A 22,768-nucleotide genomic window follows, 5' to 3' on the forward strand; every position below is an offset into this window, starting at 1 on the left:
TGAGTTCTCAAGGAACGGTCGCTTCCTTTGTACTCACCCTCTCGGGCTTTCCTCCGGGCTTCCCTTCGGTCTTGCGTTTCCGACTCTATCAGATCTTTTTCCGATCCGATTTCCTCGGTGCTTTCCAGGTTCCCGCTCTCGCGTTTCCCTTTCCGGCGCTTCCGACTCTATCAGATCCTTTCGGCCCTGATCCCCAGTCAGCGGGGTTTGTCATCCCGACTGTTGGGCCGTTCCGACGAGTGAGACTTTAGCGGATTCCCGGCCTCCGAGCTAATCGGGGGCCGCGTCCTTTCGAACGTGGATTCCTCATTTCGCGAATACGCACGCCGAAGCAACACGACACCATGGCGCCGATTGCTGGTTGGTACTTGCGGAATGGCTGTCCGGGGACCGACCGGGGTCGGCGCTCACGTCGGACAACTCGGAGAACACTACGTAGCCACTCGGGGTGTGTCAACTTGCGGCAGCGCGGCATCCCGGCGGCGTATGGTGGCCGACATGACTACGCGTACGTGTACCCAGCAGTGGTGGGCCGCCTGACGGCGGCCGCGCTCACGTACGTATCCAACGGCCGCCGCCTCGGCGGCCGTTCGTGTTTCTCCCTCCGGAACTCCTGAGGGCCGGCCGCCCGGGACGGCGGCTCCGGCCAGGAGGTGGAGAAGGAATGACACGGGTCTTCAGCGGGATCAAGCCGACCGGGCACCTGACCCTGGGGAACTACCTGGGGGCCATGCGGCAGTGGGCCGCGGTGGACCAGCACCGGGCCGACGCCGTGTTCTGCGTCGTGGATCTGCACGGGATGACCGTGGACCACGACCCGGCGCGGTTGCGCAGGCTCACCCGGCAGGCGGCGACGCTGCTGCTGGCGGCGGGGCTGGATCCGGAGCTGTGCACCGTGTTCGTCCAGAGTCACGTCGACGAGCACACCCGGCTGTCGTACCTCATGGAGTGCGTGGCGACGGACGGTGAGATGCGGCGGATGATCCAGTACAAGGAGAAGGTCGCGAGCGAGGGGACCCGGGGGCGCGGGGTGCGGCTGTCCCTGCTGACCTATCCGGCGCTGATGGCCGCGGACATCCTGGCGTACGGGGCGGACGAGGTTCCGGTCGGCGACGACCAGACGCAGCACGTGGAACTGACGCGGGACCTGGCGGTGCGGTTCAACCAGCGGTACGGGCACACGTTCGTGGTGCCGAAGGCGACGGTGGCGACCGTCGCAGCGCGGGTGATGAACCTGCAGGATCCGACGTCGAAGATGGGGAAGAGCGACGACTCGGGGCCCGGGATCGTCTACCTGCTCGACGAGCCGGACGTGATCCGGAAGAAGGTCATGCGGGCGGTGACCGACAGCGGGCGGGAGATCGTGTACGACCGGGAGGAGCGGCCGGGGGTCGCGAACCTCCTGGAGATTCTCGCTGCGTGCACGGACGGGAACCCTGAGTCACTGGCAGCCGTTCACGATTCGTACGGCGCTCTGAAGCGGGCCACCGCGGAGGCGGTGGTGGAGGTGCTGAGGCCCGTGCAGGCCAGGCACAGGGAGTTGTGTGCCGATCCGGGTTATGTGGAGGAGGTGCTGCGGCATGGGGCGGACAAGGCGCGGGCGATCGCCCGGCCGATCGTCGATACGGCGTACCAGGCGATCGGGCTGCTGCCGCCGGGGGCCTTCTCGGGGACGGCCGCACCGGAGCCGGCGGTGAACGCGGCGCGGTAGTCCGCCGTCCCCTTGGGGTGGGCCCGGGCCTCAGTCCTTGTTGCCGGAGGCCAGCTCGCGGCTGCGGTCGCGGGCTGCCTCCAGGGCTGCGATGAGGGCGGCCCGGACGCCGTGGTTCTCCAGTTCGCGGATGGCGTTGATGGTGGTGCCGGCGGGGGAGGTGACGTTCTCGCGGAGCTTGACGGGGTGTTCGCCGCTGTCGCGGAGCATCACGGCGGCGCCGATCGCCGACTGGACGATCAGGTCGTGGGCCTTGTCGCGGGGCAGGCCGAGCAGGATGCCGGCGTCGGTCATGGCCTCGACCAGGTAGAAGAAGTACGCCGGGCCCGAGCCGGAGAGGGCGGTGCAGGCGTCCTGCTGGGACTCGGGGACGCGCAGGGTCTTGCCGACGGCGCCGAAGATCTCCTCCGCGTGGGCGAGGTGGGCGGCGGTGGCGTGGCTGCCGGCGGAGATGACGGACATCGCCTCGTCGACGAGGGCCGGCGTGTTGGTCATGACGCGGACGACCGGGGTGCCCGTGGCGAGGCGCTCCTCGAAGAAGGAGGTGGGGATGCCTGCGGCGCCGCTGATGACGAGGCGGTCGGCGGGCAGGTGGGGGGCGAGTTCGTCGAGGAGGGTGCCCATGTCCTGGGGCTTGACGGTGAGGATCAGGGTGTCGGCGGTCTTCGCGGCCTCGGCGTTGGTGACCGGGGTGACTCCGTGGCGGGCGCGGAGTTCTTCGGCGCGTTCGGGGCGGCGGGTGGTGACCAGGAGGTCGGCGGGTGCCCAGCCGCCGCGGATCATCCCGCTGAGCAGGGCTTCGCCGATCTTGCCGGTGCCGAGGACTGCGACTTTCTGACTCATGCGGTTCAGTCTGGCACCGGCCTCGGGGCGGCGGGGATGGCTGTCCGCTGGACGGACGCGCGCCGGTGTCCTGGCCGCGTCGTGGGTACGACGTCCTCGGTGGCTAGTCCGTGCGGCGCTTCAGGGTGGCGGCTCCCAGGATCAGGACGAGCAGGGCGCAGCCGGCGACGATCAGGATGTCCCTGACGAAGGCCGTGGTCATGTCGGTGTGGTGGAGGACCTCGTTCATGCCGTCGACGGCGTAGGACATGGGCAGGGCGTCGGAGACGGCTTCCAGGACGGGGTGCATGTCGGAGCGAGGGGTGAAGAGGCCGCAGAGGAGGAGCTGGGGGAAGATCACCGCGGGCATGAACTGGACCGCCTGGAATTCCGAGGCCGCGAAGGCCGAGACGAAGAGTCCGAGGGCCGTGCCGAGCAGGGCGTCGAGCAGGGCGACCAGGAGCAGGAGCCAGGGTGAGCCGGTGACGTCGAGGCCCAGGAACCAGACGGCCAGGCCGGTGGCCAGGGCCGACTGGACGATGGCGAGGATGCCGAAGGCGAGGGCGTAGCCGGCGATGAGGTCGGCCTTGCCGAGGGGCATGGCGAGGAGGCGTTCGAGGGTGCCGGAGGTGCGTTCGCGCAGGGTGGCGATGGAGGTCACCAGGAACATGGTGATGAGCGGGAAGATCCCGAGGAGCGAGGCGCCGATGTTGTCGAAGGTGCCCGGGCTGCCGTCGTAGACGTAGCGGAGCAGGACCAGCATCAGGCAGGGGATGAGGAGCAGCAGCGCGATCGTGCGGGGGTCGTGGCGGAGCTGGCGCAGGACGCGGGCGGCGGTGGCGGTGGTGCGGGAGAGGTTGAGGACGCTCACGGGTGCGGCCGGGGTGGTCGCCTGCTGGGTGGTCATCGTGCCGTTTCCTTTGCGCGGGACTGGGCGGCCGCCGCGTCGACGAGGTGGAGGAAGGCGGCTTCGACGGTGTCGGAGCCGGTGCGGGTGCGGAGGGCTTCGGGGCTGTCGTCGGCGAGGATCTCGCCGTCGCGCATGAGCAGGAGGCGGTGGCAGCGCTCGGCCTCGTCCATGACGTGGGAGGAGATGAGGAGGGTGGCGCCGCGGTCGGCGGCGATGGCGTGGAAGAGCTGCCAGAGGTCGCGGCGCAGGACGGGGTCGAGGCCGACGGTGGGTTCGTCGAGGACGAGGAGTTCGGGGGCGCCGAGCAGGGCGACGGCCAGGGAGACGCGGTTGCGCTGGCCGCCGGAGAGGTTGCCGGCGAGGGCGTCGGCGTGGCTGGTGAGGTCGACTTCGCCGAGGACGCGTTCGACGTCGGTGCGGCGGTCGGCGGTGGGACGGGCGGGGTCGAGGACGGAGCCGAAGTAGTCGAGGTTCTGGCGGACGGTCAGGTCGTCGTAGACGGAGGGGGCTTGCGTGACGTAGCCGATGCGGGTGCGCAGGGTGGGGTGGCCGGCGGGGCTGCCGAGGACGTCCAGGGTGCCGGTGACCCTGGCCTGGGTGCCGACGATCGCTCGCATCAGGGTCGACTTGCCGCAGCCGGAGGGTCCGAGCAGACCGGTGATCTGCCCTCGGGGGACGGTGAAGTCGAGGCCGCGCAGGACGGTGCGGGGGCCGCGGGTGACGACGAGGCCGGTGGCCTGGACGGCGGGGGGCAGGGCTGTGCTGCCGGGGGCCTGGGGCGGCTCCGGCGAGTAATTCACCATGTGATGAATAATGCGCCGGGGGGAGGGGGCCGTCAAGGAGCGGGGTGCGCACCACTGCCGACCCAGGACACGTCGCCCGGTCCGGCTCAGTCGTTGCGGGCGACGAGGAGGAGGACGTCGTATGTCTCCTCGACGACCGCGTCCGGGAAGGCCTTCAGGAGGTGGGAGCGTTCCTCGGCGAGGAAGGCGGTGCGGCGGTCCTCGGGGATGACCAGGAACGCCGAGTGGCTGCCGATGTTGGCGAGGTGGGTGTCGACGGAGACGCGGCGGCTCCAGCGGACCTCGCGGCGGGTGAAGCGGAGGCGGCCGCTGGGGTCGGCGAGGTCCGTGCGGTCGGCGGTGCCGCGCTTCTCGGCGGCGGTGGCCACGCCGAAGAAGCGGCTCAGGCGGTCGTCCTGGGCGGCGATCCAGTCGACGTCGAGGGGGGTGGTGTTCCACCACAGCGCCAGCGCGCCGCCGGGACGCAGGACGCGCAGCGCCTCCGGCACGGAGCGGGCGGTGTCGGTCCAGTGCCAGGCCTGGGCGTAGGTCAGGAAGTCGGCGGTGTCGGCGGCGAGCGGGAGGGCGTTGCCGTCGCCGCGGACGATCGGGATGTCGGGAAGGGTGGCCCGGAACTGCGCCGCCATGCCCTCCCCCGGCTCCACCGCGAGCACGTCGGCGCCGCGCGCGTGCAGCAGGGCGGTCGCGATGCCGGTGCCCGCGCCGACGTCGACCGCCGTGGCCCCGGCGAGGGACCGGCCGGCCTCTTCCTCGACGGCGTCGAGGAGGGCGGGCGGGTAGGAGGGGCGGTTCGCGGCGTACTGGGCCGCGGCGGCGTTGAAGGAGTGGGCGCGGGAGGTGTCGGAGGGGGTGGGGGCCGGGGGGCGTGACTGGCTCGTGGTCATGCGGTCATCGTCCCGGTGGCGGGGCGGGGGCGACAGGGGATTTCCGAGCGGGCGGCTCGGGTGGCGCACGGGGCGCACCGTGCGTGCGGGCTCAGCGCTTCCGCTTCTTCTTCGAGGGGTTGCCCGTGCGGCGGGTGGTGCGGCGTTCGTGTTCCTGGACGGCGGTGTCGTACTCGGCGCGGTGGAGTTTCTCGCCGGGGGCCTCGGTGAGGGAGCGGAAGAAGTAGGCGAGCAGGGAGCCGACGAAGCCGATGGCGAGCAGACCGCGCAGGGAGGCCTGGCGTTCGGGGTCGGGGCGCTTGCCGAAGGAGTCCCAGGTGGTGCGGAAGGCGAGGGCGCTGCAGATGGCGAACATCGCGACGACGAGGACGGTGACGAAGGTCCCGGTGTCGGCGAGCTGCAGGCCCTCGTAGGCGAGGCGCAGGACCAGGCAGGAGGCGACGGCGGCGGCGAGCGAGCCGATGGCGACGCCGGTGCGGCGGGCGGTGTAGCCGTCGTCGTGGTGCACCCAGGACGTGCCGAAGAAGCGGAGGGGCTCGGGGCGGGGGCCGCCGGCGGAGCCCGCGGGGCCGTCCGGGGTGCCTGTTTCGTCGCTCACGGGACGATTATGGCGCCGGGGGTGCCGCGGGCTCCGGTCCGGGGCTGGTGCGGGCTCAGCCGCAGCGGTCGGCCACGTAGCCGTCGCTGCCGGTGTGGACGTAGGTGTCCGAGACGTATTCGCCGTTGTCGATGTTGTCCCAGATGTTCGACGTGCCGTAGTAACCGGAGACCGTGGTGCCGGGAGTCTGGCAGAAGATGGGGACGCGGGTGCCCTCGGGGAGGGTCCGCGTGATGCTGTAGTTGGTGCCGGGGCCGCTGCGGACGTTGAGGCGGACGCCCGGCGCGACCGCGTATGTCGCGACGGATGCCGCCGACGCGGTCACGGCCGCGCCCTCTCCGCTGCTCCCGGCTTCCTGCACGTGCTCGACAGACATGTGGTACTCCCCCCACTGGACCCATGAGTGCCATGGAGTCCCGTTGATTCCCCTGGATCGAGCCACGAAACACCCGTCCGCAACTCGAACGCGGAGGCTAGCAAGCCGCCTCTGTGTCGCACGAGTCATCGACTAGGCTCCGTGCGTCGCGCTCCGCGGAAACAGCACGGGGGTGGTCCCTTGACGCCACAGCGCAACACCGGAGCGGGCGCGGAAGCGGAACTTCCCGAGTACGCCGGGCACTACCGCCTGGAGTCCTGCCTGGGCTCGGGTGGCATGGGCGTGGTGCATCTGGCCCGCAGCACCTCGGGGCTGAAGCTCGCGGTGAAGGTCGTGCATGCCGAGTTCGCCAAGGACCGTGAGTTCAGGGGGCGTTTCCGGCAGGAGGTGGCCGCCGCGCGCAAGGTCAGCGGTGCCTTCACCGCTCCCGTCGTGGATGCCGATCCGGAGGCCGAACGGCCGTGGATGGCCACCCTCTTCATTCCCGGCCCGACGCTCTCCGAGCATGTGAAGCGGAACGGGCCGATGTCCCCCGCCCAGTTGCGCCGACTGATGGCGGGGCTGGCGGAGGCGCTGGGCGACATCCACCGGGTCGGCGTGGTGCACCGGGATCTCAAGCCGAGCAACGTGCTGCTCGCCGAGGACGGTCCCAAGGTCATCGACTTCGGGATCTCCCGGCCGAAAGACAGCGAGCTGCGCACCGAGACCGGCAAGTTGATAGGCACCCCGCCGTTCATGGCGCCCGAGCAGTTCCGGCGGCCGCGTGAGGTGGGGCCCGCCGCGGACATCTTCGCGCTGGGGTCGGTGCTGGTGCACGCGTCGACCGGGCGGGGTCCTTTCGACTCGGACAGTCCGTATGTCGTCGCCTACCAGGTCGTGCATGACGAGCCGGACATCACCGGGGTGCCGGAGGAGTTGGCTCCGCTGGTGCTGCGGTGCCTCGCCAAGGAGCCCGAGGACCGGCCGACGCCCGACGAACTGATGCGGGAGATCAGGTCGTTGGCCGCGTCGTACGACACGCAGGCGTTCATACCGGCACAGCGGATCAAGGACGGGGACGGCGTCGGTGATGCGCCGGAGGCGCCGTCCCCCGCCGCGCCGGAGCCGAAAGCGCGAGGGCCGTGGCAGGCCACCCGGCGGCGGGTGGCCTTCGCCGCCGGGTCGGGCGTCCTGGTCCTGGGCGGCCTGGTCGGCTCGGCGCTGTGGCCCGGGGACAGCGATCCGAAGCCCGTGGGCAGCACCGGACATGGCACCACGACCGCGTTCGAGGCGTGGCAGGCGGACGCGGGGACCAAGGACGGCACCGGGATGCCGCACTGCGTGGCCGGGGCCGGGAAGCTGCTGTGTTTCCGGTCGGGTCTGGCCTTCGCCCTCGACCCTGCCGACGGACATCTGCTGTGGCGGCACAGGGTCGTGGAGGAGCGTACGAGCGGCTCGCCGTTCCTGTCGGGCGGGCTGCTGCTGTTGCCGACGGACGGGGGCCGGCACGTCGAAGCCCTGGATCCCGCCTCGGGTTCGTCGCGGTGGACGCTGGACCTTCCCGCGTCCCAGAGCCTGGAGGCCACCCGGAGCATGCTGGTGGCGGTCGGGTCCGACGGGGTGCTCAGCGGCGTGGACAGCGGGTCCGGCCGTACGCGGTGGAGCCGGCCGCTGTCAGGTGGCGGCGCGCCGTCCCTGGACGCGTTCGCCGGAGATCCGCTGGTCTACGCGTCCAGCACCTCCGACCACGGCACGCACACCGTGGTCACCGCGCTCGATCCGGCCACCGGCGCCGAGCGATGGGAGGCCCGGCTGGCAGGGGATCTGCGGCCGGTCGGCAGTGCGGGCGGGTCCCTGTTCCTGCTGTCCGTGAAGACCTCCGCCGGGGAGACGGACGGGGTCGTGCGCTACACCCCGGCCTCCGGAGCGAACCGTCGGGTGGCGCTGCCGGTGCCCCGGGTGGCGCCGGGGGCCACGGTGCGCGGTGACGTGGTCAGTCTGCTGTCCGCCGGCGGTTCGCTGGAGTCCGTCGACGTGGAGAGCGGCAAACAGCTCTGGTCGCTCCAGACCTCGGTGAGCCGGGGCTCGGCGCCCGTGACCGACGGCCGGTACGTCTACTTCACCGCGGCCGACGGACGCCTGCTCGCCGCCGACGCCCGCAAGGGGACCCTGGCCGGCCAGACCCCGGCGCGGCTCGGCGCGAACGCGAGTGAGGTCACGGCGTCGCTGCCGGCTCCGCTGATCCTCGACGCCCACGTCTACGCCACCGCCCCCGACGGCACCGTGTTCGCCGTGGACGCGCGGGATCCGCGGGGCTGGTGACGTCGTAGGGACGGAGCAGGGGCCGCTCCCGTGCGGGAGGCGGCCCCTGGTCAACCCGTCGGGGTTCAGCCCAGCTTGGACACGTCGCGGACCGCGCCCTTGTCGGCGCTGGTGGCCATCGCCGCGTAGGCCCGGAGCGCCGCCGAGACCTTGCGCTCGCGGTTCTTCGGGGCGTACGCGCCGTTCAGGGCCTGCTCGCGGCGGGACAGCTCGGCCTCGTCGACGAGGAGCTCGATCGTGCGGTTCGGGATGTCGATGCGGATGCGGTCGCCGTCCTCGACGAGGGCGATCGTGCCGCCGGAGGCCGCCTCGGGGGAGGCGTGGCCGATGGAGAGGCCCGACGTGCCGCCGGAGAAGCGGCCGTCGGTGATCAGGGCGCAGGTCTTGCCGAGGCCGCGGCCCTTGAGGAAGGACGTCGGGTAGAGCATCTCCTGCATGCCGGGGCCGCCCTTGGGGCCCTCGTAGCGGATCACGACCACGTCGCCGTCCGTGACCTGCTTGTTGAGGATCTTCTCGACGGCCTCCTCCTGCGACTCGCAGACGACCGCGGGGCCCTCGAAGGTCCAGATGGACTCGTCGACGCCGGCCGTCTTCACCACGCAGCCGTCGACGGCCAGGTTGCCCTTGAGGACCGCGAGGCCGCCGTCCTTGGAGTAGGCGTGCTCGACGCTGCGGATGCAGCCTTCCGCCGCGTCCTCGTCCAGGGCCTCCCAGCGCTCGGACTGGGAGAAGGCCTCGGCGGAGCGGACACAGCCGGGGGCCGCGTGCCACAGCTCCACGGCCTCGGGGGACGGGGAGCCGCCCCGCACGTCCCAGGTCTTCAGCCAGTCCGCCAGGGAGGGGCTGTGGACGGAGTGCACGTCCTCGTTGAGGAGGCCGCCGCGGTGCAGTTCGCCGAGGAGGGCGGGGATGCCGCCGGCGCGGTGCACGTCCTCCATGTAGTAGGTGCGGGTCTTGGCCACGTTCGGGGCGACCTTCGCGAGGCAGGGGACCCGGCGGGAGACCGCGTCGATCTCGTTCAGGCCGAAGGGGACGCCCGCCTCCTGGGCGGCCGCCAGCAGGTGCAGGATCGTGTTGGTCGAGCCGCCCATCGCGATGTCCAGCGCCATCGCGTTCTCGAAGGCCGCGAAGGTGGCGACGGAGCGGGGCAGGACCGTGTCGTCGTCCTGCTCGTAGTAGCGGCGGGTGATGTCCATGACCGTGCGGGCCGCGTTCACATAGAGCTGCTTGCGGGCCGTGTGGGTGGCCAGGACCGAGCCGTTGCCGGGGAGGGAGAGACCGATCGCCTCGGTCAGGCAGTTCATCGAGTTGGCGGTGAACATGCCGGAACAGCTGCCGCAGGTCGGGCAGGCGTTCTCCTCGATGCGGAGGATGTCCTCGTCGGAGATCTTGTCGTTCACCGCGTCGGAGATCGCGTCGACGAGGTCGAGGGTGCGGACCGTGCCGTCCACCAGGGTCGCTCGGCCGGCCTCCATGGGTCCGCCGGAGACGAAGACCGTCGGGATGTTCAGGCGCAGGGCGGCCATCAGCATGCCCGGGGTGATCTTGTCGCAGTTGGAGATGCAGACCAGGGCGTCGGCGCAGTGCGCCTCGACCATGTACTCGACCGAGTCCGCGATCAGGTCGCGGGAGGGCAGGGAGTACAGCATGCCGCCGTGGCCCATCGCGATGCCGTCGTCCACGGCGATCGTGTTGAACTCGCGCGGGATGCCGCCGGCCTCCGTGATCGCCTCGGAGACGATCCGGCCGACCGGCTGGAGGTGGGTGTGGCCCGGCACGAACTCCGTGAAGGAGTTCGCGACGGCGATGATCGGCTTGCGGCCGATGTCCGCACCGGGTACACCGGAGGCGCGCATAAGGGCGCGGGCGCCCGCCATGTTGCGACCGTGGGTGACAGTGCGTGACCTCAGCTCGGGCATCGTCGCTCGCTCCTTCAGACAGATAGGGCTGCTGACGAGCGTACGCCCGTTGCCCACGGCTCGGGACGCGCCGTCCGGAATGCGGGACGGATGTCTCAGGATGTCCCAGCGGGCAGGCCGGTGACCGGCCGGACCGGGGACGCGGTCAGGGAGCAGTCAAGTGCCCCTGCACCACCGGAGCGACCCGCGCCACGATCTGCTCCAGGTCCGCCGACGCCAGCGGCTCCACCTTGATCACATAGCGCAGCATCGCGCAGCCGACCAGTTGCGCGGCCGCCAGTTCGGCGCGCAGCTCCGCGTCCGGGAGGTCCACCTGTCCGGCGATCCGGCGCAGCAGCTGGGTGGCGATCAGGCGGCGGAAGACAGCGGCCGCGGTCTCGTTGTTGACGGCGGAGCGGACGATCGCCAGCAGGGGCGTACGGGTGGTGGGGTTCTCCCAGACACCGAGGACGAAGCGGGTCAGGCGTTCGCCGACGCCGTCCGGCGGGCCGTCGGCGAGCGCGGCGGGCGCGTTCAGCGCGGGGGCGAAGACGACCGAGATGGCGGCCTCGAAGATCTGTTCCTTGGTGCCGAAGTAGTGGTGGACCAGGGCGGAGTCGACCCCGGCCGCCTTGGCGATGCCGCGTACGGACGTCTTCTCGTAGCCCCGTTCGGAGAACTCCTCGCGGGCGGCGGCGAGGATGCGGTCCCGGGTGCCGGCCGACTCGGTGCGCGGCGGCCGGCCACGGCGGCGGGCGCCGGGGCCGTGGTCGGCGTCGGTCATCGGCGGGGCACCCGCACCGCGGAGGCCAGATGCAGGCGGGTGAAGGCCAGCGCCTCCGCGAGGTCGGCCTCGCGCTCCGCGCCGGACATCGCGCGCCGGGTGTTGACCTCGATGACGACGTGCCCGTCGAAGCCGGTGAGCGCGAGGCGCTCCAGCAGCTCGGCGCAGGGCTGGGTGCCGCGTCCCGGCACCAGGTGCTCGTCCTTGGCGGAGCCGCGGCCGTCGGCGAGGTGGACGTGGCCGAGCCGGTCGCTCATGCGGTCGAGCATGGCCAGGGCGTCCACGCGGGACGTCGCGGCATGGCTGAGGTCGATCGTGAAGTGCCGGTAGTCGTCCTTGGTGACGTCCCAGTCGGGGGCGTACGCGAGCATCTCGCGGTCGCGGTAGCGCCACGGGTACATGTTCTCCACCGCGAACCGTACGTCCGTCTCGTCGGCCATCCGCCAGATCCCCTCGACGAAGTCGCGGGCGTACTGGCGCTGCCAGCGGAACGGGGGATGGACGACGACCGTGGAGGCGCCCAGTTTCTCGGCGGCGGCCCGGGCCCGCTGGAGCTTGACCCAGGGGTCGGTGGACCAGACCCGCTGGGTGATCAGCAGACAGGGGGCGTGCACGGCGAGGATCGGGATGCGGTGGTAGTCGCTGAGCCTGCGCAGGGCCTCGATGTCCTGGCTGACCGGGTCGGTCCAGACCATGACCTCCACGCCGTCGTAGCCGAGGCGTGCGGCGATCTCGAAGGCCGTCGCCGTCGACTCCGGGTACACGGAGGCCGTGGAGAGCGCGACCTTCGCATCCGGGATGCGGACGACGTCCCTTGGATTTGCCACGAGGGACAGGTTACGGGGTGCGGGCGGGTGGGCACGGGGCGGCTGCTCGCCGTTGTGACCACCGCCATGCTCCGCGCCCCCGGAGCGGCTACGCCGAACCCATGTGATCAAGTCGCCGCAGGATCACGCCTTCCCGCAACGCCCACGGGCAGACCTCCACGCTCTCCACCCCGAACAGGTCCATCGCGGCCTCCGCCACCAGGGCGCCCGCCACCAGCTGGTTCGCCCGGCCCTCCGACACCCCCGGGAGCGCGGCGCGCTGTGCCGTGTTCATGGCCGCCAGCCTCGGGACCCAGGTCTCCAGGGAGTTCCGCTTGAGTTCGCGCTGCACGTAGAGGCCCTCGGCGGAACGGGCCGCGCCGGCGATGCGGGCCAGCTGCTTGAACGTCTTGGAGGTGGCGACCACGTGGTCCGGGGCGCCGAAGCGGCTGAACTCGCCGACCGTGCGGGCGATCTCGGCGCGGACATGGCGGCGCAGGGCCCGTATGTCGTCGGCGGCCGGCGGGTCGCCGGGGAGCCAGCCCGCGGTGAGCCGGCCGGCGCCGAGCGGGAGGGAGACCGCCGTGTCCGGTTCCTCGTCGATGCCGTAGGCGACCTCGAGGGAGCCGCCGCCGATGTCCAGGACCAGCAGCTTTCCGGCGGACCAGCCGAACCAGCGGCGTACGGCGAGGAAGGTCAGCCGGGCCTCCTCGGCGCCGGTGAGGACCTGGAGCTCGACGCCGGTCTCGGCCTGCACGCGCGCGAGGACGTCGTCGGCGTTGCTGGCCTCGCGTACGGCGGAGGTGGCGAAGGGCAGCAGGTCCTCGACGCCCTTGTCCTCGGCGGCCTGCAGGGCGTCCTTGACGACAGCGACCAGTTTCTCGACCCCGTCGGGGCCGATCGCGCCGTTGCCGTCGAGGAGCTGGGCGAGGCGCAGCTCCGACTTGTGCGAGTGCGCCGGCAGCGGGCGCGCGCCGGGGTGTGCGTCCACCACCAGCAGATGCACCGTGTTAGATCCCACGTCGAGGACACCGAGTCTCATGTACGGAACTGTACGGAACGCTGCTGGGAGCGGGTGTCGAGCAGTCCCCGCGGGGACCTTCGGCGACTTACCCTGGACGGGTGCCAAAGACGAACAAGACGAAGGACCACAAGGGCGCCAAATCAGCCGAGGGTTCTTCGCGGGTGAAGCCGCCGCGGCCGTCGAAGACGCCGAAGCTGTCCAAGAAGGCCCTGGCCGCGGACGAGAAGGGGCTCGACTTCCCGCGCGCGTGGGTGGAGTTCCCTGATCCGGCGGACGACGAGCAGGTGTTCCGCTGCGATCTGACCTGGCTGACCTCCCGCTGGAACTGCGTCTTCGGCAGCGGCTGCCAGGGCATCCAGGCGGGCCGCGCGGACGACGGCTGCTGCACGCTGGGCGCGCACTTCTCCGACGAGGACGACGAGAAGCGGGTCGCCGAGCACGTGGCGCGGCTCACGCCGGAGATCTGGCAGCACCATGCCGAGGGCACGCGGGACGGCTGGGTCGCGGAGGACGAGGAGGGTTCCCGCCAGACGCGTCCCTTCCAGGGCTCGTGCATCTTCCAGAACCGTCCCGGGTTCGCGGGGGGCGCGGGCTGCTCGCTGCACATCCTGGCTCTGAAGGAGGGCCGGGAGCCGCTGGAGACCAAGCCGGACGTCTGCTGGCAGCTGCCGATCCGCCGGACCTACGACTGGATCGACCGCCCCGACGACACCCGCGTCCTGCAGATCTCGATCGGCGAGTACGACCGCAGGGGGTGGGGTCCGGGCGGCCACGACCTCCACTGGTGGTGCACGTCGGCGACGTCGGCGCACGGCGCGGGCGACCCGGTGTACGTCTCGTACCGCCCCGAACTGACCGAACTGATGGGCAAGGCGGGCTACGACCGTCTGGTGGAACTCTGCGAGCAGCGCCTGTCCTCCCAGCTGCCGCTCCTGGCCCCCCACCCGGCAGACCCCACCGACTGACACACGGGCAACCACGGCCACCACGGCGGCCAAGGCGGCCACGGCCCGGCCCGGCACCGCCGCCCTCCGCCGCCGTGGCCGAGCACCGTCGCGGCGGGGCCGTTCGGAAGGGGCGGGGTCACTGGGGCGGCGGAGGGGTCCCGGTGTCGGAGGGGGTGGGTGAAGCCGACGGGGTGGGAGTGCTGGGGTCCGATTCGGTCGGGGTCGGGGACGGGGTTGACGGTGGGGGGTCGCCGGCCGGGGGCGGCGGCTGGGTGGGGGTGGTGGCCGTCGGTGTCGGCGTCGGTCCCTGCGAAGGGGGCGGCTTGGGGCCCCGGCGGGACGGCGGAGCCATCCCGTACCCGTCGATCGACACCACCGCCCCCGCGGGCGCCACCGCCACCCGCGCGCTCCAGTGCCCCGACGGCTCCCGCAGATGGTCGACGTACACCTTGACCGTGGACGACTCGCCCGGCCGCAGCGTGCCCGAGGACCGGGAGAAGTACAGCCACCCCGTCGAGGTGGACAGCGACCACCGCACCGGCGCGTCCCCGCCCGCCGCGAGCGTGACCAGGGTCGTGTCGCCGTCGCTCTCGGCCGTCACGGTGAGGTGCCCCGCGCCGGCCTGCTTCCGGCCGGCCCCCAGCACGCTGATCACCTCCACCGACACGTCGGCCTTCCCGCCCCCGCCGATCCGCGGTCCGGGTCCGGCGTTCCCCGCGTTCTCGTACCCGCCGCCCCCGGTGCCGGCTCCACCGCCCAGGACGCCGGAGCCGGCGGCCTCCCGTGCGGTCGCGGACGGCCCGTCCTGCCCCTCCCCCGTCGGCGAGCCCCGGTAGGCGGCCCACAGGGCGAGCACCGGCGCCGCCACCACCGTCGCCACGACGGTCGTCGTGACGGCACGCGCGCGCAGCCGGTCCCGGCGGGCCGCGCGGTCCTTGGGGTCCATCGGGAAGCCGCGCCGGTCGAAGCGCGGCAGCGCCGCCCCGCGCGCGCGTGGCCGGTGTGCCATCGCCCGGTGCAGGTCCGCGCGGGGCGCCTCGAGGACGGGCAGTTCCGCGGGGGTGGTCATCGCGCCGGGCCACCGGCCGGGGGCCGCGCGTTCGGCGGTGCGGCGGCAGCGCGGGCAGTCGTCGACGTGCCGGACCAGTTCCCGGCGCAGGGCGCTGCTGAGCACCAGCTGACTGTCCCCGGTGAGGTGGGACACGCTCGGGCAGCCGCCGGTCTCGACGACGGCGAGGGCCGCGCGGGTGCGTTCCACCTCGCAGGCGGCGGAGGCGAGCAGTTCGCGGGCGCCGGCGAGGTCCATGCCGAGGACGGCGGCGACCTCCTCGACGGTGAGGTGGTGGCGTACCGCGAGTTCGAGCGCCTCGCGCTGCTCGGGGGTGGTGCCGGCCGCCTCGGGCCAGGCGAGCAGGGCGAGTTCGCGGCGCCGCTGTTCCTGGTCGTCGGTGGGGACCTGCGGTTCGGGGGCGATGTGGCGGCCCGCCGCGTGGGTGGCCTGACGTTTCTGCTTGGCCTGGGCCAGCCCGCGCAGACAGGCCCAGCGGGCCAGTGCGTACAGCCAGGCCCTGCGGTCCCCGGCGGCCTGCGGGACGCGCTGGCCGCGCCGCTCGGCGAGGGCGAGGACGTCTCCGAGGGCGGCGGTGGCCGCGTCGTGGTCGCAGAGCACCGAGAGGCAGTAGGTGAACAGCCCGTCGAGGTACGGCTCGTAGCGCGCGGCCGGTCGCTGCGCCAGCGCGCGCGCCGCCGTACGGTCGCGCGCCGCGTGCGCCTCCCGGTGCGCGCGGTGTGCACCGGTCGTGCGGGTCGAGGTCTCCGGAGTGCTGCTCATCACCCGTGCGACCGTAGGCGGCGGCGTAACGTCCCTTCTTGCGGCTTGAGCACTTTTAATCCGTACGGGTGAAACGATCCCTCAATAGGGGACAGGAGGCCTCGATTCGGTGGCTCGTTCCCGACGGGGCATGGCCGGGACCGGTCCACCCACACCCGTCACAGGAGCCACCCAGGACCCGTTGTCGGTGGCGGGGGCTACGGTTTCCGCATGGCCACCCGTACCAAGACCGCCAAGGACCGCCCGTCGTACCGCTGCACCGAGTGCGGCTGGCAGACGGCCAAGTGGCTCGGCCGCTGCCCCGAGTGCCAGGCCTGGGGGACGATCGAGGAGTACGGCACGCCCGCGGTCCGTACGACGGCACCCGGCCGGGTCACCACCTCCGCGGTGCCGATCGGCCAGGTCGACGGCCGTCAGGCCACCGCCCGCACCACCGGCGTGCCCGAGCTGGACCGGGTCCTCGGCGGCGGCCTGGTCCCCGGCGCGGTCGTGCTGCTGGCGGGCGAGCCCGGCGTCGGCAAGTCCACGCTCCTGCTGGACGTGGCGGCCAAGTCGGCGAGCGACGAGCACCGCACCCTCTACGTCACCGGTGAGGAGTCCGCGAGCCAGGTCCGCCTCCGCGCGGACCGCATCGGTGCCATCGACGACCACCTGTACCTGGCCGCCGAGACCGACCTGGCCGCCGTCCTCGGCCACTTGGACGCGGTGAAGCCGTCGCTGCTGATCCTGGACTCGGTGCAGACGGTCGCCTCCCCGGAGATCGACGGCGCGCCCGGCGGGATGGCCCAGGTGCGGGAGGTGGCCGGCGCCCTCATCCGCGCCTCCAAGGAGCGGGGCATGTCCACGCTCCTGGTGGGCCATGTCACGAAGGACGGCGCGATCGCGGGACCGCGGCTGCTGGAACACCTGGTGGACGTCGTCCTGCACTTCGAGGGCGACCGGCACGCGCGCCTGCGCCTGGTCCGCGGCGTCAAGAACCGGTACGGCGCCACCGACGAGGTCGGCTGCTTCGAACTGCACGACGAGGGCATCACCGGTCTCGCCGACCCGAGCGGACTCTTCCTGACCCGGCGCGACGAACCGGTGCCGGGCACCTGCCTGACCGTGACCCTGGAGGGCCGCCGCCCGCTGGTCGCCGAGGTCCAGGCGCTCACGGTGGACTCGCAGATCCCCTCCCCGCGCCGGACCACCTCCGGTCTGGAGACCTCCCGGGTCTCGATGATGCTGGCGGTGCTGGAGCAGCGCGGCCGGATCAGCGCGCTCGGCAAGCGGGACATCTACTCCGCGACGGTCGGCGGGGTGAAGCTCTCCGAGCCCGCCGCCGATCTGGCCATCGCCCTCGCGCTGGCCTCCGCCGCCAGTGACACCCCGCTTCCCAAGAACCTCGTCGCCATCGGTGAAGTCGGCCTCGCGGGCGAGGTCAGACGGGTCACCGGCGTCCAGCGCAGGCTCTCGGAGGCGCACCGGCTCGGCTTCACGCACGCGCTCGTGCCGGGCGATCCCGGCAAGGTCCCGCCGGGCATGAAGGTCCTGGAGGTCGCCGACATGGGGGACGCGCTGCGGGTGCTGCCGCGCTCCCGTCGCCGGGAGGCCCCACGGGAGGCGGAGGAGCGCCGGTAGACTTTGCCCTGGTCTCGCCCGTCCGTACGAACCGAGTGCGGGTGCGGCAGCGCCTCAGAACCTGCGACCGGAGGAGTGCAGTGGCAGCCAACGACCGGGCATCGGCTCCCGGAAAGTCCGGCGGGAGTGCCGGTTCCGAGGGCCTGATGCGCGCCTCGCTGAGCGCCGTGGCTCCGGGCACCGGCATGCGGGACGGCCTGGAGCGGGTCCTGCGCGGCAACACGGGCGGGCTCATCGTGCTCGGCTTCGACAAGACGGTCGAGGCGATGTGCACGGGCGGTTTCGTGCTGGACGTCGAGTTCACGGCGACCCGGCTGCGCGAACTGTGCAAACTCGACGGGGGGATCGTGATCTCCTCCGACCTGTCGAAGATCCTGCGGGCGGGTGTCCAGTTCGTCCCGGACGCGACGATCCCGACGGAGGAGACGGGCACCCGGCACCGGACGGCGGACCGGGTCTCCAAGCAGGTCGGCTTCCCGGTGGTCTCGGTCTCCCAGTCGATGCGGCTGATCGCCCTCTACGTCGCCGGGCAGCGCCGGGTCCTGGAGGACTCGGCCGCGATCCTCTCCCGCGCCAACCAGGCGCTCGCGACCCTGGAGCGGTACAAGCTCCGCCTGGACGAGGTCGCCGGGACGCTGTCGGCGCTGGAGATCGAGGACCTGGTGACGGTCCGGGACGTGTCCGCCGTCGCCCAGCGCCTGGAGATGGTCCGCCGGATCGCCACGGAGATCGCCGAGTACGTGGTCGAACTGGGCACCGACGGGCGGCTCCTGGCCCTCCAGCTGGACGAGTTGATCGCGGGCGTCGAGCCCGAGCGTGAGCTGGTGGTCCGGGACTACGTGCCCGAGCCGACGGCGAAGCGGTCCCGCACGGTCGACGAGGCGCTCTCCGAACTGGACGCCCTGAGCCATGCGGAGCTGCTGGAGATGCCGACCGTGGCGCGGGCGCTGGGGTACACGGGATCGCCGGAGGCGCTGGACTCGGCGGTGTCGCCGCGCGGCTTCCGGCTGCTGGCGAAGGTGCCTCGGCTGCCGGGGGCGATCATCGACCGGCTGGTGGAGCACTTCGGGGGCTTGCAGAAGCTGCTCGCCGCGAGTGTGGACGACCTCCAGACGGTGGACGGGGTCGGGGAGGCCCGGGCGCGGAGTGTGCGCGAGGGACTGTCGCGGTTGGCGGAGTCCTCGATTCTTGAGCGGTACGTCTGATTTCGCCTGCCGGCTCGGGCGGTTGGGGCGGTTGGGGCGGTACGGCGACCGCGGCCCGGTGGGGGCCGATCGCGCAGTTCCTCGCGCCCCTTGCGGGGCGCCCCTAGTCCGCCGACAGGACGAACGACGCCTGGGCCTTCGGGTAGCCCGGGACCGCCGCCTGCAGGAGGTACGTACCCGCGCCGGCCGATCCCGCCGGGGGCGTCGCGCACTGGGCCGCGCTCGGCTTGCGGTCCCACTTCAGGGTGTACGTGATGGTGCTGCCGGCCGGCACCCGGTACCACCGGTTCCCCGCCGTCCTCGGGCAGTCGGCGGAGGACCAGTAGCTGTTGTCCGCGGACGACGCGGTGATCGTCAACACCGCGTTCTTCGGGCCGAGATCGATCTTGCAGTCACCGGACGAGGTGTTCTTCGCCGCGAGTTCGAAGGTCGGCGTCTGCTCCGGCGAGTACGAGTTGTGCAGGCTCTTCAAGGTCAACGTCACCGCGCCCGCGGTGCAGTTGGGGAGGGCGGACGACCCCGGCAGCGAGGCGACCGTACCGCCGGAGCCGGAGGTCACGTCGCCGCCCGAGCCGGCCGAGGCACCGGCCGAACCGGCGGAACCCGACGAGCCCGACGTCGAGCCGCCTCCCGTACCGCCCGAACTCCCGTCGCCCGTACCCGAGCCGGCACCGGCACCGCCGCCGGACCCGGATCCCGACCCGCCCCCGCTCGACTCGTCCCGTCCGCCGGGGGCCTGGCTGATCGCGGGCCCGCTGCCGGAGGGGCCCGGCGTGATGGTGGACACGGGATTCTTGCCGTTGGACCCGTCGGCGCCCTTCTTGCCGCCCCCGCCGCCCGACGTCACGATCCATGCGATCAGCAGCGCCAGCACGACGACCGCGGACAGCATGACGGCCCTCCGTCGCCAGTAGATGGAGGAGGGAAGCGGCCCGACCGGATTGCGCAGAGATCCCACGGCGCAAACTGTACGAGAGATCCATGCGCTTCCTCGCCCCACCCGCCGCCCGAACCTCAACTTTTCCGGATCATCATTCCGGCAACTCCCGTCAGCCCGGCTCTTCTTCGCTGTCGACGCCGTCAACTCCGGCCTCGTCACCCACCGCGTCCGCCCCGGTCGTCGCGGAACGTGGCAGGATCGGAAGGGTCATGACTGAGAAGCTGCACACCCCTGTGATCGCCTGGTTCGACGCCCATGCCCGCGACCTCCCCTGGCGCCGCCCGGAAGCGGGCCCGTGGGGTGTGATGGTCAGCGAGTTCATGTTGCAGCAGACGCCGGTCAGCCGCGTGCTGCCGGTGTACGAGCAGTGGCTGGCCCGCTGGCCGCGCCCCGCCGACCTCGCCGCGGAGGCGCCCGGCGAGGCCGTCCGCGCCTGGGGCAGGCTCGGCTACCCGCGCCGCGCCCTGCGGCTGCACGGCGCCGCGGTCGCCATAACGGAACGGCACGGCGGCGACGTACCCACCGACCACGCGCAGTTGCTCGCGCTGCCCGGGATCGGCGAGTACACGGCCGCGGCCGTCGCGTCGTTCGCGTACGGGCAGCGGCACGCCGTGCTGGACACGAACGTGCGGCGGGTGCTGGCGCGGGCCGTGACCGGGGTGCAGTACCCGCCGAACGCCACCACCGCCGCCGAGCGCAGGCTCGCCCGTGAGCTGCTGCCGGCGGACGAGCGGACCGCGGCCCGCTGGGCCGCCGCCTCCATGGAGCTGGGCGCGCTGGTGTGCACGGCGAAGAACGAGACGTGCCCGCGGTGCCCGATCGCCGCGCAGTGCGCCTGGCGGCTGGCCGGCAAGCCGGAGCACGAGGGGCCGCCGCGGCGCGGGCAGACGTACGCCGGTACCGACCGCCAGGTGCGCGGCAAGCTGCTCGCCGTCCTGCGCGAGGCGCACGCCCCCGTGCCGCAGACGGCGCTCGACCGGGTGTGGCACGAGCCGGTGCAGCGGGCGCGCGCCCTGGACGGACTGGTCGCGGACGGACTGGTGGAGCCGCTCGCGGGCGGTCTGTACCGGCTTCCGCTGGGCTGACGCACAGCCACATCACAGCGACCGGGGTCATGTTACGACCCCGACGACCAGGCAAATACCCCGATAATCGGGCATACCTCCTCGCCTCCTTACCCCGAACCTACTTCCGTTACACAACCGACGGACAGCCGATTGCTAGCCGCAGGCTGCTCCGCACAGCCCCGTGACAACGACTCCGTAGCTTCGTTCCTGTGCCCGCCAGGACCGCGGGACAGCAGTGACCACAGCAGGAACTCAGGGGCCGAGGGGCCGGGGAAAACGGGGATCGGGAGGCGGTTGATCATGGCGCAGGGCGAGGTGCTCGAATTCGAGGAGTACGTCCGCACCCGGCAGGACGCGCTGCTGCGCAGCGCCCGCCGACTGGTCCCGGATCCCACGGACGCCCAGGACCTGCTCCAGACCGCACTGGTACGGACGTACGGCCGCTGGGACGGCATCGCCGACAAGAAACTCGCGGACGCCTACCTGCGCCGCGTCATGATCAACACGCGGACCGAGTGGTGGCGGGCCCGCAAGCTGGAAGAGGTCCCCACCGAGCAGATGCCCGACGCCTGCGTGGACGACGCCACCGAGCAGCACGCGGACCGCGCTCTCCTCATGGACATTATGAAGGTTCTGGCTCCGAAGCAGCGTAGCGTCGTGGTGCTGCGACACTGGGAGCAGATGTCCACGGAGGAGACGGCCGCCGCCCTCGGCATGTCGGCCGGTACGGTCAAGAGCACGCTGCACCGGGCGCTCGCCCGGCTCCGCGAGGAGCTGGAGTCCCGCGACCTCGACGCACGCGCGCTGGAGCGTGAGGAGCAGGAGCGTTGCGCGGCCTGACCGACGCGGGGCCCGACAGGGGCCCGGCGGGCGCACAGGCGGTGGTCACGGCGGCGGCCGTGGTCGCCGCCGTCGCCCTTTTCGCCGCGGCCTGCGGCACCGGTGGCACCGGCGCCCGTGACGAGGGGCCGGCCCACTCCGACTCGGTCGAGCGCGCCCCGGCCGCCAAGGCTCCCTCACCCAACCCGTCGCAGACCTACGCCAAGATCGACGCGGTCGCCCTGGTGAAGGCCGACCCGGCGGTCTCGGCCACCGTGAAGCGGGACCTCAAGCCCTGCGCGGGCAACGCGTACCCGGTCGACGTGACCTACGGCGATCTCACCGGGGACCAGCTGGACGACGTCGTCGTCAACGTGCTGACCTGCGGGGACGCGGTGGGAGTCGGGGCGTACGTGTATCGCAGGGAAGACGGTTCGTACAAGAATGTCTTCAAGGCCGAGGAGTCGCCGGTCTACGCGGAGATCGACAAGGGCGACCTGAGCGTGACCAAGCAGGTGTACGAGAAGGGGGACCCCGTGTCGAGTCCCTCGGGCGAGAACGTGATCACCTACCGCTGGACCTCGGGACGCTTCGTCCAGGAGGACTTCCACCACACCGACTACGGCAACGCGGCCGGCGGCGACGCCACCGAGGACCCGACCGCCACCGGCTGACCGGGCCCCGACCCCACCACGACGACACGAGAGAGCCGGATGGCAGACCAGACCCACGTCCTGTTCGTCGAGGACGACGACGTCATCCGCGAGGCCACGCAGCTCGCCCTGGAGCGGGACGGCTTCGCGGTCACCGCCATGCCCGACGGCCTGTCGGGCCTGGAGGCGTTCCGTGCCGACCGGCCCGACATCGCCCTGCTGGACGTGATGGTCCCCGGCCTGGACGGGGTGAGCCTGTGCCGGCGGATCCGGGACGAGTCCACCGTGCCGGTGATCATGCTGTCGGCGCGCGCCGACTCGATCGACGTGGTCCTCGGCCTGGAGGCGGGCGCCGACGACTACGTCACCAAACCGTTCGACGGGGCCGTGCTGGTGGCCCGGATCCGGGCGGTGCTGCGCCGTTTCGGACACGCGAGCGGCGGTGAGAAGCCCCATGAGGACGCGGCGCCGGTCACCGGCGGTCTGCTCACCTTCGGCGATCTGGAGATCGACACGGAGGGCATGGAGGTGCGCCGGGCCGGACAGCCGGTGGCGCTCACCCCGACCGAGATGCGGCTGCTCCTGGAGTTCTCCTCGGCACCGGGGACCGTGCTCTCCCGCGACAAGCTGCTCGAACGTGTCTGGGACTACGGCTGGGGCGGGGACACCCGGGTCGTCGACGTGCACGTGCAGCGGCTGCGCACGAAGATCGGCCAGGACCGGATCGAGACGGTCCGCGGTTTCGGCTACAAGTTGAAGGCCTGAGCGA

At 72.2% G+C, this 22,768-nt stretch carries 21 protein-coding genes; 9 read left to right on the forward strand and 12 right to left on the reverse strand.

Annotation, left to right across the window (positions count from 1 at the left end; translation table 11 throughout):
• Positions 1–664 precede the first annotated feature (664 nt).
• Entirely contained in the window at positions 665–1,711 is a 1,047-nt protein-coding gene (trpS, locus tag AB0G52_RS10915) for a tryptophan--tRNA ligase (RefSeq protein ID WP_361335825.1), read from the forward strand.
• A gap of 30 nt (positions 1,712–1,741) precedes the next feature.
• Here the strand turns inward: trpS and proC are convergent, their stop codons facing one another.
• From proC to AB0G52_RS10945, 6 genes are all read right to left on the reverse strand, one after another.
• Complete coding sequence (proC, locus tag AB0G52_RS10920; RefSeq protein WP_132889322.1) at positions 1,742–2,554, reverse strand: pyrroline-5-carboxylate reductase; 813 nt, start codon at positions 2,552–2,554, stop codon at positions 1,742–1,744.
• 103 nt (positions 2,555–2,657) lie between these two features.
• Entirely contained in the window at positions 2,658–3,440 is a 783-nt protein-coding gene (locus tag AB0G52_RS10925) for an ABC transporter permease (RefSeq protein ID WP_361335829.1), read from the reverse strand.
• Positions 3,437–4,246: an ABC transporter ATP-binding protein gene (locus AB0G52_RS10930; RefSeq protein ID WP_132889324.1), complete on the reverse strand. Its 810-nt coding sequence runs from the start codon at positions 4,244–4,246 to the stop codon at positions 3,437–3,439. The genes AB0G52_RS10925 and AB0G52_RS10930 overlap by 4 nt, the downstream gene beginning before the upstream one ends.
• 86 nt (positions 4,247–4,332) lie before the next feature.
• On the reverse strand, positions 4,333–5,130 hold the full coding sequence (locus AB0G52_RS10935) for a class I SAM-dependent methyltransferase (RefSeq protein ID WP_361335832.1): 798 nt from the start codon (positions 5,128–5,130) through the stop codon (positions 4,333–4,335).
• Positions 5,131–5,221: 91 nt separating this feature from the next.
• Positions 5,222–5,728, reverse strand: coding sequence for an EamA/RhaT family transporter (locus tag AB0G52_RS10940; protein ID WP_132889326.1), 507 nt, complete (start codon positions 5,726–5,728; stop codon positions 5,222–5,224).
• A gap of 55 nt (positions 5,729–5,783) precedes the next feature.
• On the reverse strand, positions 5,784–6,104 hold the full coding sequence (locus tag AB0G52_RS10945; protein WP_132889327.1) for an SH3 domain-containing protein: 321 nt from the start codon (positions 6,102–6,104) through the stop codon (positions 5,784–5,786).
• A gap of 180 nt (positions 6,105–6,284) precedes the next feature.
• On the opposite strand from AB0G52_RS10945, the gene AB0G52_RS10950 reads away from it, so the two are divergent.
• Positions 6,285–8,405, forward strand: a complete 2,121-nt coding sequence (locus tag AB0G52_RS10950) for a serine/threonine-protein kinase (protein WP_361335836.1) — start codon at positions 6,285–6,287, stop codon at positions 8,403–8,405.
• Between the two features lie 65 nt (positions 8,406–8,470).
• On the opposite strand, the gene ilvD is transcribed toward AB0G52_RS10950, so the two are convergent.
• The 4 genes from ilvD to AB0G52_RS10970 form a co-directional block, all read right to left on the reverse strand.
• A complete protein-coding gene (gene ilvD / locus AB0G52_RS10955; protein WP_132889329.1) occupies positions 8,471–10,324 on the reverse strand; it encodes a dihydroxy-acid dehydratase in 1,854 nt (617 codons plus the stop codon).
• Positions 10,325–10,469: 145 nt separating this feature from the next.
• Positions 10,470–11,087 carry a TetR family transcriptional regulator gene (locus AB0G52_RS10960; protein ID WP_132889330.1) on the reverse strand — a complete coding sequence of 206 codons (618 nt, stop codon included), beginning with the start codon at positions 11,085–11,087 and terminating at the stop codon, positions 10,470–10,472.
• Complete coding sequence (locus AB0G52_RS10965; RefSeq protein WP_132889331.1) at positions 11,084–11,914, reverse strand: sugar phosphate isomerase/epimerase; 831 nt, start codon at positions 11,912–11,914, stop codon at positions 11,084–11,086. The genes AB0G52_RS10960 and AB0G52_RS10965 overlap by 4 nt, the downstream gene beginning before the upstream one ends.
• A gap of 88 nt (positions 11,915–12,002) precedes the next feature.
• Positions 12,003–12,935, reverse strand: coding sequence for a Ppx/GppA phosphatase family protein (locus tag AB0G52_RS10970; protein ID WP_361335839.1), 933 nt, complete (start codon positions 12,933–12,935; stop codon positions 12,003–12,005).
• A gap of 80 nt (positions 12,936–13,015) precedes the next feature.
• On the opposite strand from AB0G52_RS10970, the gene AB0G52_RS10975 reads away from it, so the two are divergent.
• A complete protein-coding gene (locus tag AB0G52_RS10975) occupies positions 13,016–13,882 on the forward strand; it encodes a hypothetical protein (protein WP_132889335.1) in 867 nt (288 codons plus the stop codon).
• 118 nt (positions 13,883–14,000) lie between these two features.
• Here AB0G52_RS10975 and AB0G52_RS10980 read toward each other — a convergent pair whose 3' ends face one another.
• Positions 14,001–15,698: a hypothetical protein gene (locus AB0G52_RS10980; protein WP_361335842.1), complete on the reverse strand. Its 1,698-nt coding sequence runs from the start codon at positions 15,696–15,698 to the stop codon at positions 14,001–14,003.
• Between the two features lie 207 nt (positions 15,699–15,905).
• Here AB0G52_RS10980 and radA point away from each other — a divergent pair, with 207 nt between their 5' ends.
• Together radA and disA are read left to right on the forward strand one after the other, a co-directional pair.
• On the forward strand, positions 15,906–17,315 hold the full coding sequence (gene radA, locus AB0G52_RS10985; RefSeq protein WP_132889338.1) for a DNA repair protein RadA: 1,410 nt from the start codon (positions 15,906–15,908) through the stop codon (positions 17,313–17,315).
• 80 nt (positions 17,316–17,395) lie between these two features.
• A complete protein-coding gene (gene disA / locus AB0G52_RS10990; RefSeq protein ID WP_132889339.1) occupies positions 17,396–18,520 on the forward strand; it encodes a DNA integrity scanning diadenylate cyclase DisA in 1,125 nt (374 codons plus the stop codon).
• Positions 18,521–18,623: 103 nt separating this feature from the next.
• On the opposite strand, the gene AB0G52_RS10995 is transcribed toward disA, so the two are convergent.
• Positions 18,624–19,478 (reverse strand): hypothetical protein, encoded by an 855-nt coding sequence (locus tag AB0G52_RS10995; RefSeq protein WP_361335846.1) that lies wholly within the window; start codon positions 19,476–19,478, stop codon positions 18,624–18,626.
• Positions 19,479–19,669: 191 nt separating this feature from the next.
• Between AB0G52_RS10995 and AB0G52_RS11000 the strand changes: the two genes are divergently transcribed.
• The 4 genes from AB0G52_RS11000 to cseB all read left to right on the forward strand — a co-directional run bounded on the left by AB0G52_RS11000 (position 19,670) and on the right by cseB (position 22,764).
• A complete protein-coding gene (locus tag AB0G52_RS11000; protein ID WP_132889341.1) occupies positions 19,670–20,545 on the forward strand; it encodes an A/G-specific adenine glycosylase in 876 nt (291 codons plus the stop codon).
• A 282-nt stretch (positions 20,546–20,827) separates the two neighbouring features.
• A complete protein-coding gene (locus tag AB0G52_RS11005) occupies positions 20,828–21,367 on the forward strand; it encodes a SigE family RNA polymerase sigma factor (RefSeq protein WP_132889343.1) in 540 nt (179 codons plus the stop codon).
• Entirely contained in the window at positions 21,355–22,020 is a 666-nt protein-coding gene (locus AB0G52_RS11010) for a hypothetical protein (RefSeq protein WP_132889345.1), read from the forward strand. The genes AB0G52_RS11005 and AB0G52_RS11010 overlap by 13 nt, the downstream gene beginning before the upstream one ends.
• Before the next feature lie 39 nt (positions 22,021–22,059).
• Entirely contained in the window at positions 22,060–22,764 is a 705-nt protein-coding gene (cseB, locus tag AB0G52_RS11015; RefSeq protein WP_132889347.1) for a two-component system response regulator CseB, read from the forward strand.
• Positions 22,765–22,768: the final 4 nt, after the last annotated feature.

The organism is Streptomyces sp. NPDC021562 (assembly GCF_040640875.1).
Taxonomy (GTDB): Bacteria; Actinomycetota; Actinomycetes; order Streptomycetales; family Streptomycetaceae; genus Streptomyces.

Excerpts from the sequence above, each read along its gene's own strand:
- trpS (WP_361335825.1), top strand. The coding sequence starts at position 665 with ATGACACGGGTCTTCAGCGGGATCAAGCCGACCGGGCACCTGACCCTG.
- proC (WP_132889322.1), bottom strand. The coding sequence starts at position 2,554 with ATGAGTCAGAAAGTCGCAGTCCTCGGCACCGGCAAGATCGGCGAAGCC.
- AB0G52_RS10925 (WP_361335829.1), bottom strand. The coding sequence starts at position 3,440 with ATGACCACCCAGCAGGCGACCACCCCGGCCGCACCCGTGAGCGTCCTC.
- AB0G52_RS10930 (WP_132889324.1), bottom strand. The coding sequence starts at position 4,246 with ATGGTGAATTACTCGCCGGAGCCGCCCCAGGCCCCCGGCAGCACAGCC.
- AB0G52_RS10935 (WP_361335832.1), bottom strand. The coding sequence starts at position 5,130 with ATGACCACGAGCCAGTCACGCCCCCCGGCCCCCACCCCCTCCGACACC.
- AB0G52_RS10945 (WP_132889327.1), bottom strand. The coding sequence starts at position 6,104 with ATGTCTGTCGAGCACGTGCAGGAAGCCGGGAGCAGCGGAGAGGGCGCG.
- ilvD (WP_132889329.1), bottom strand. The coding sequence starts at position 10,324 with ATGCCCGAGCTGAGGTCACGCACTGTCACCCACGGTCGCAACATGGCG.
- AB0G52_RS10960 (WP_132889330.1), bottom strand. The coding sequence starts at position 11,087 with ATGACCGACGCCGACCACGGCCCCGGCGCCCGCCGCCGTGGCCGGCCG.
- AB0G52_RS10970 (WP_361335839.1), bottom strand. The coding sequence starts at position 12,935 with ATGAGACTCGGTGTCCTCGACGTGGGATCTAACACGGTGCATCTGCTG.
- radA (WP_132889338.1), top strand. The coding sequence starts at position 15,906 with ATGGCCACCCGTACCAAGACCGCCAAGGACCGCCCGTCGTACCGCTGC.
- AB0G52_RS11000 (WP_132889341.1), top strand. The coding sequence starts at position 19,670 with ATGACTGAGAAGCTGCACACCCCTGTGATCGCCTGGTTCGACGCCCAT.
- AB0G52_RS11005 (WP_132889343.1), top strand. The coding sequence starts at position 20,828 with ATGGCGCAGGGCGAGGTGCTCGAATTCGAGGAGTACGTCCGCACCCGG.
- cseB (WP_132889347.1), top strand. The coding sequence starts at position 22,060 with ATGGCAGACCAGACCCACGTCCTGTTCGTCGAGGACGACGACGTCATC.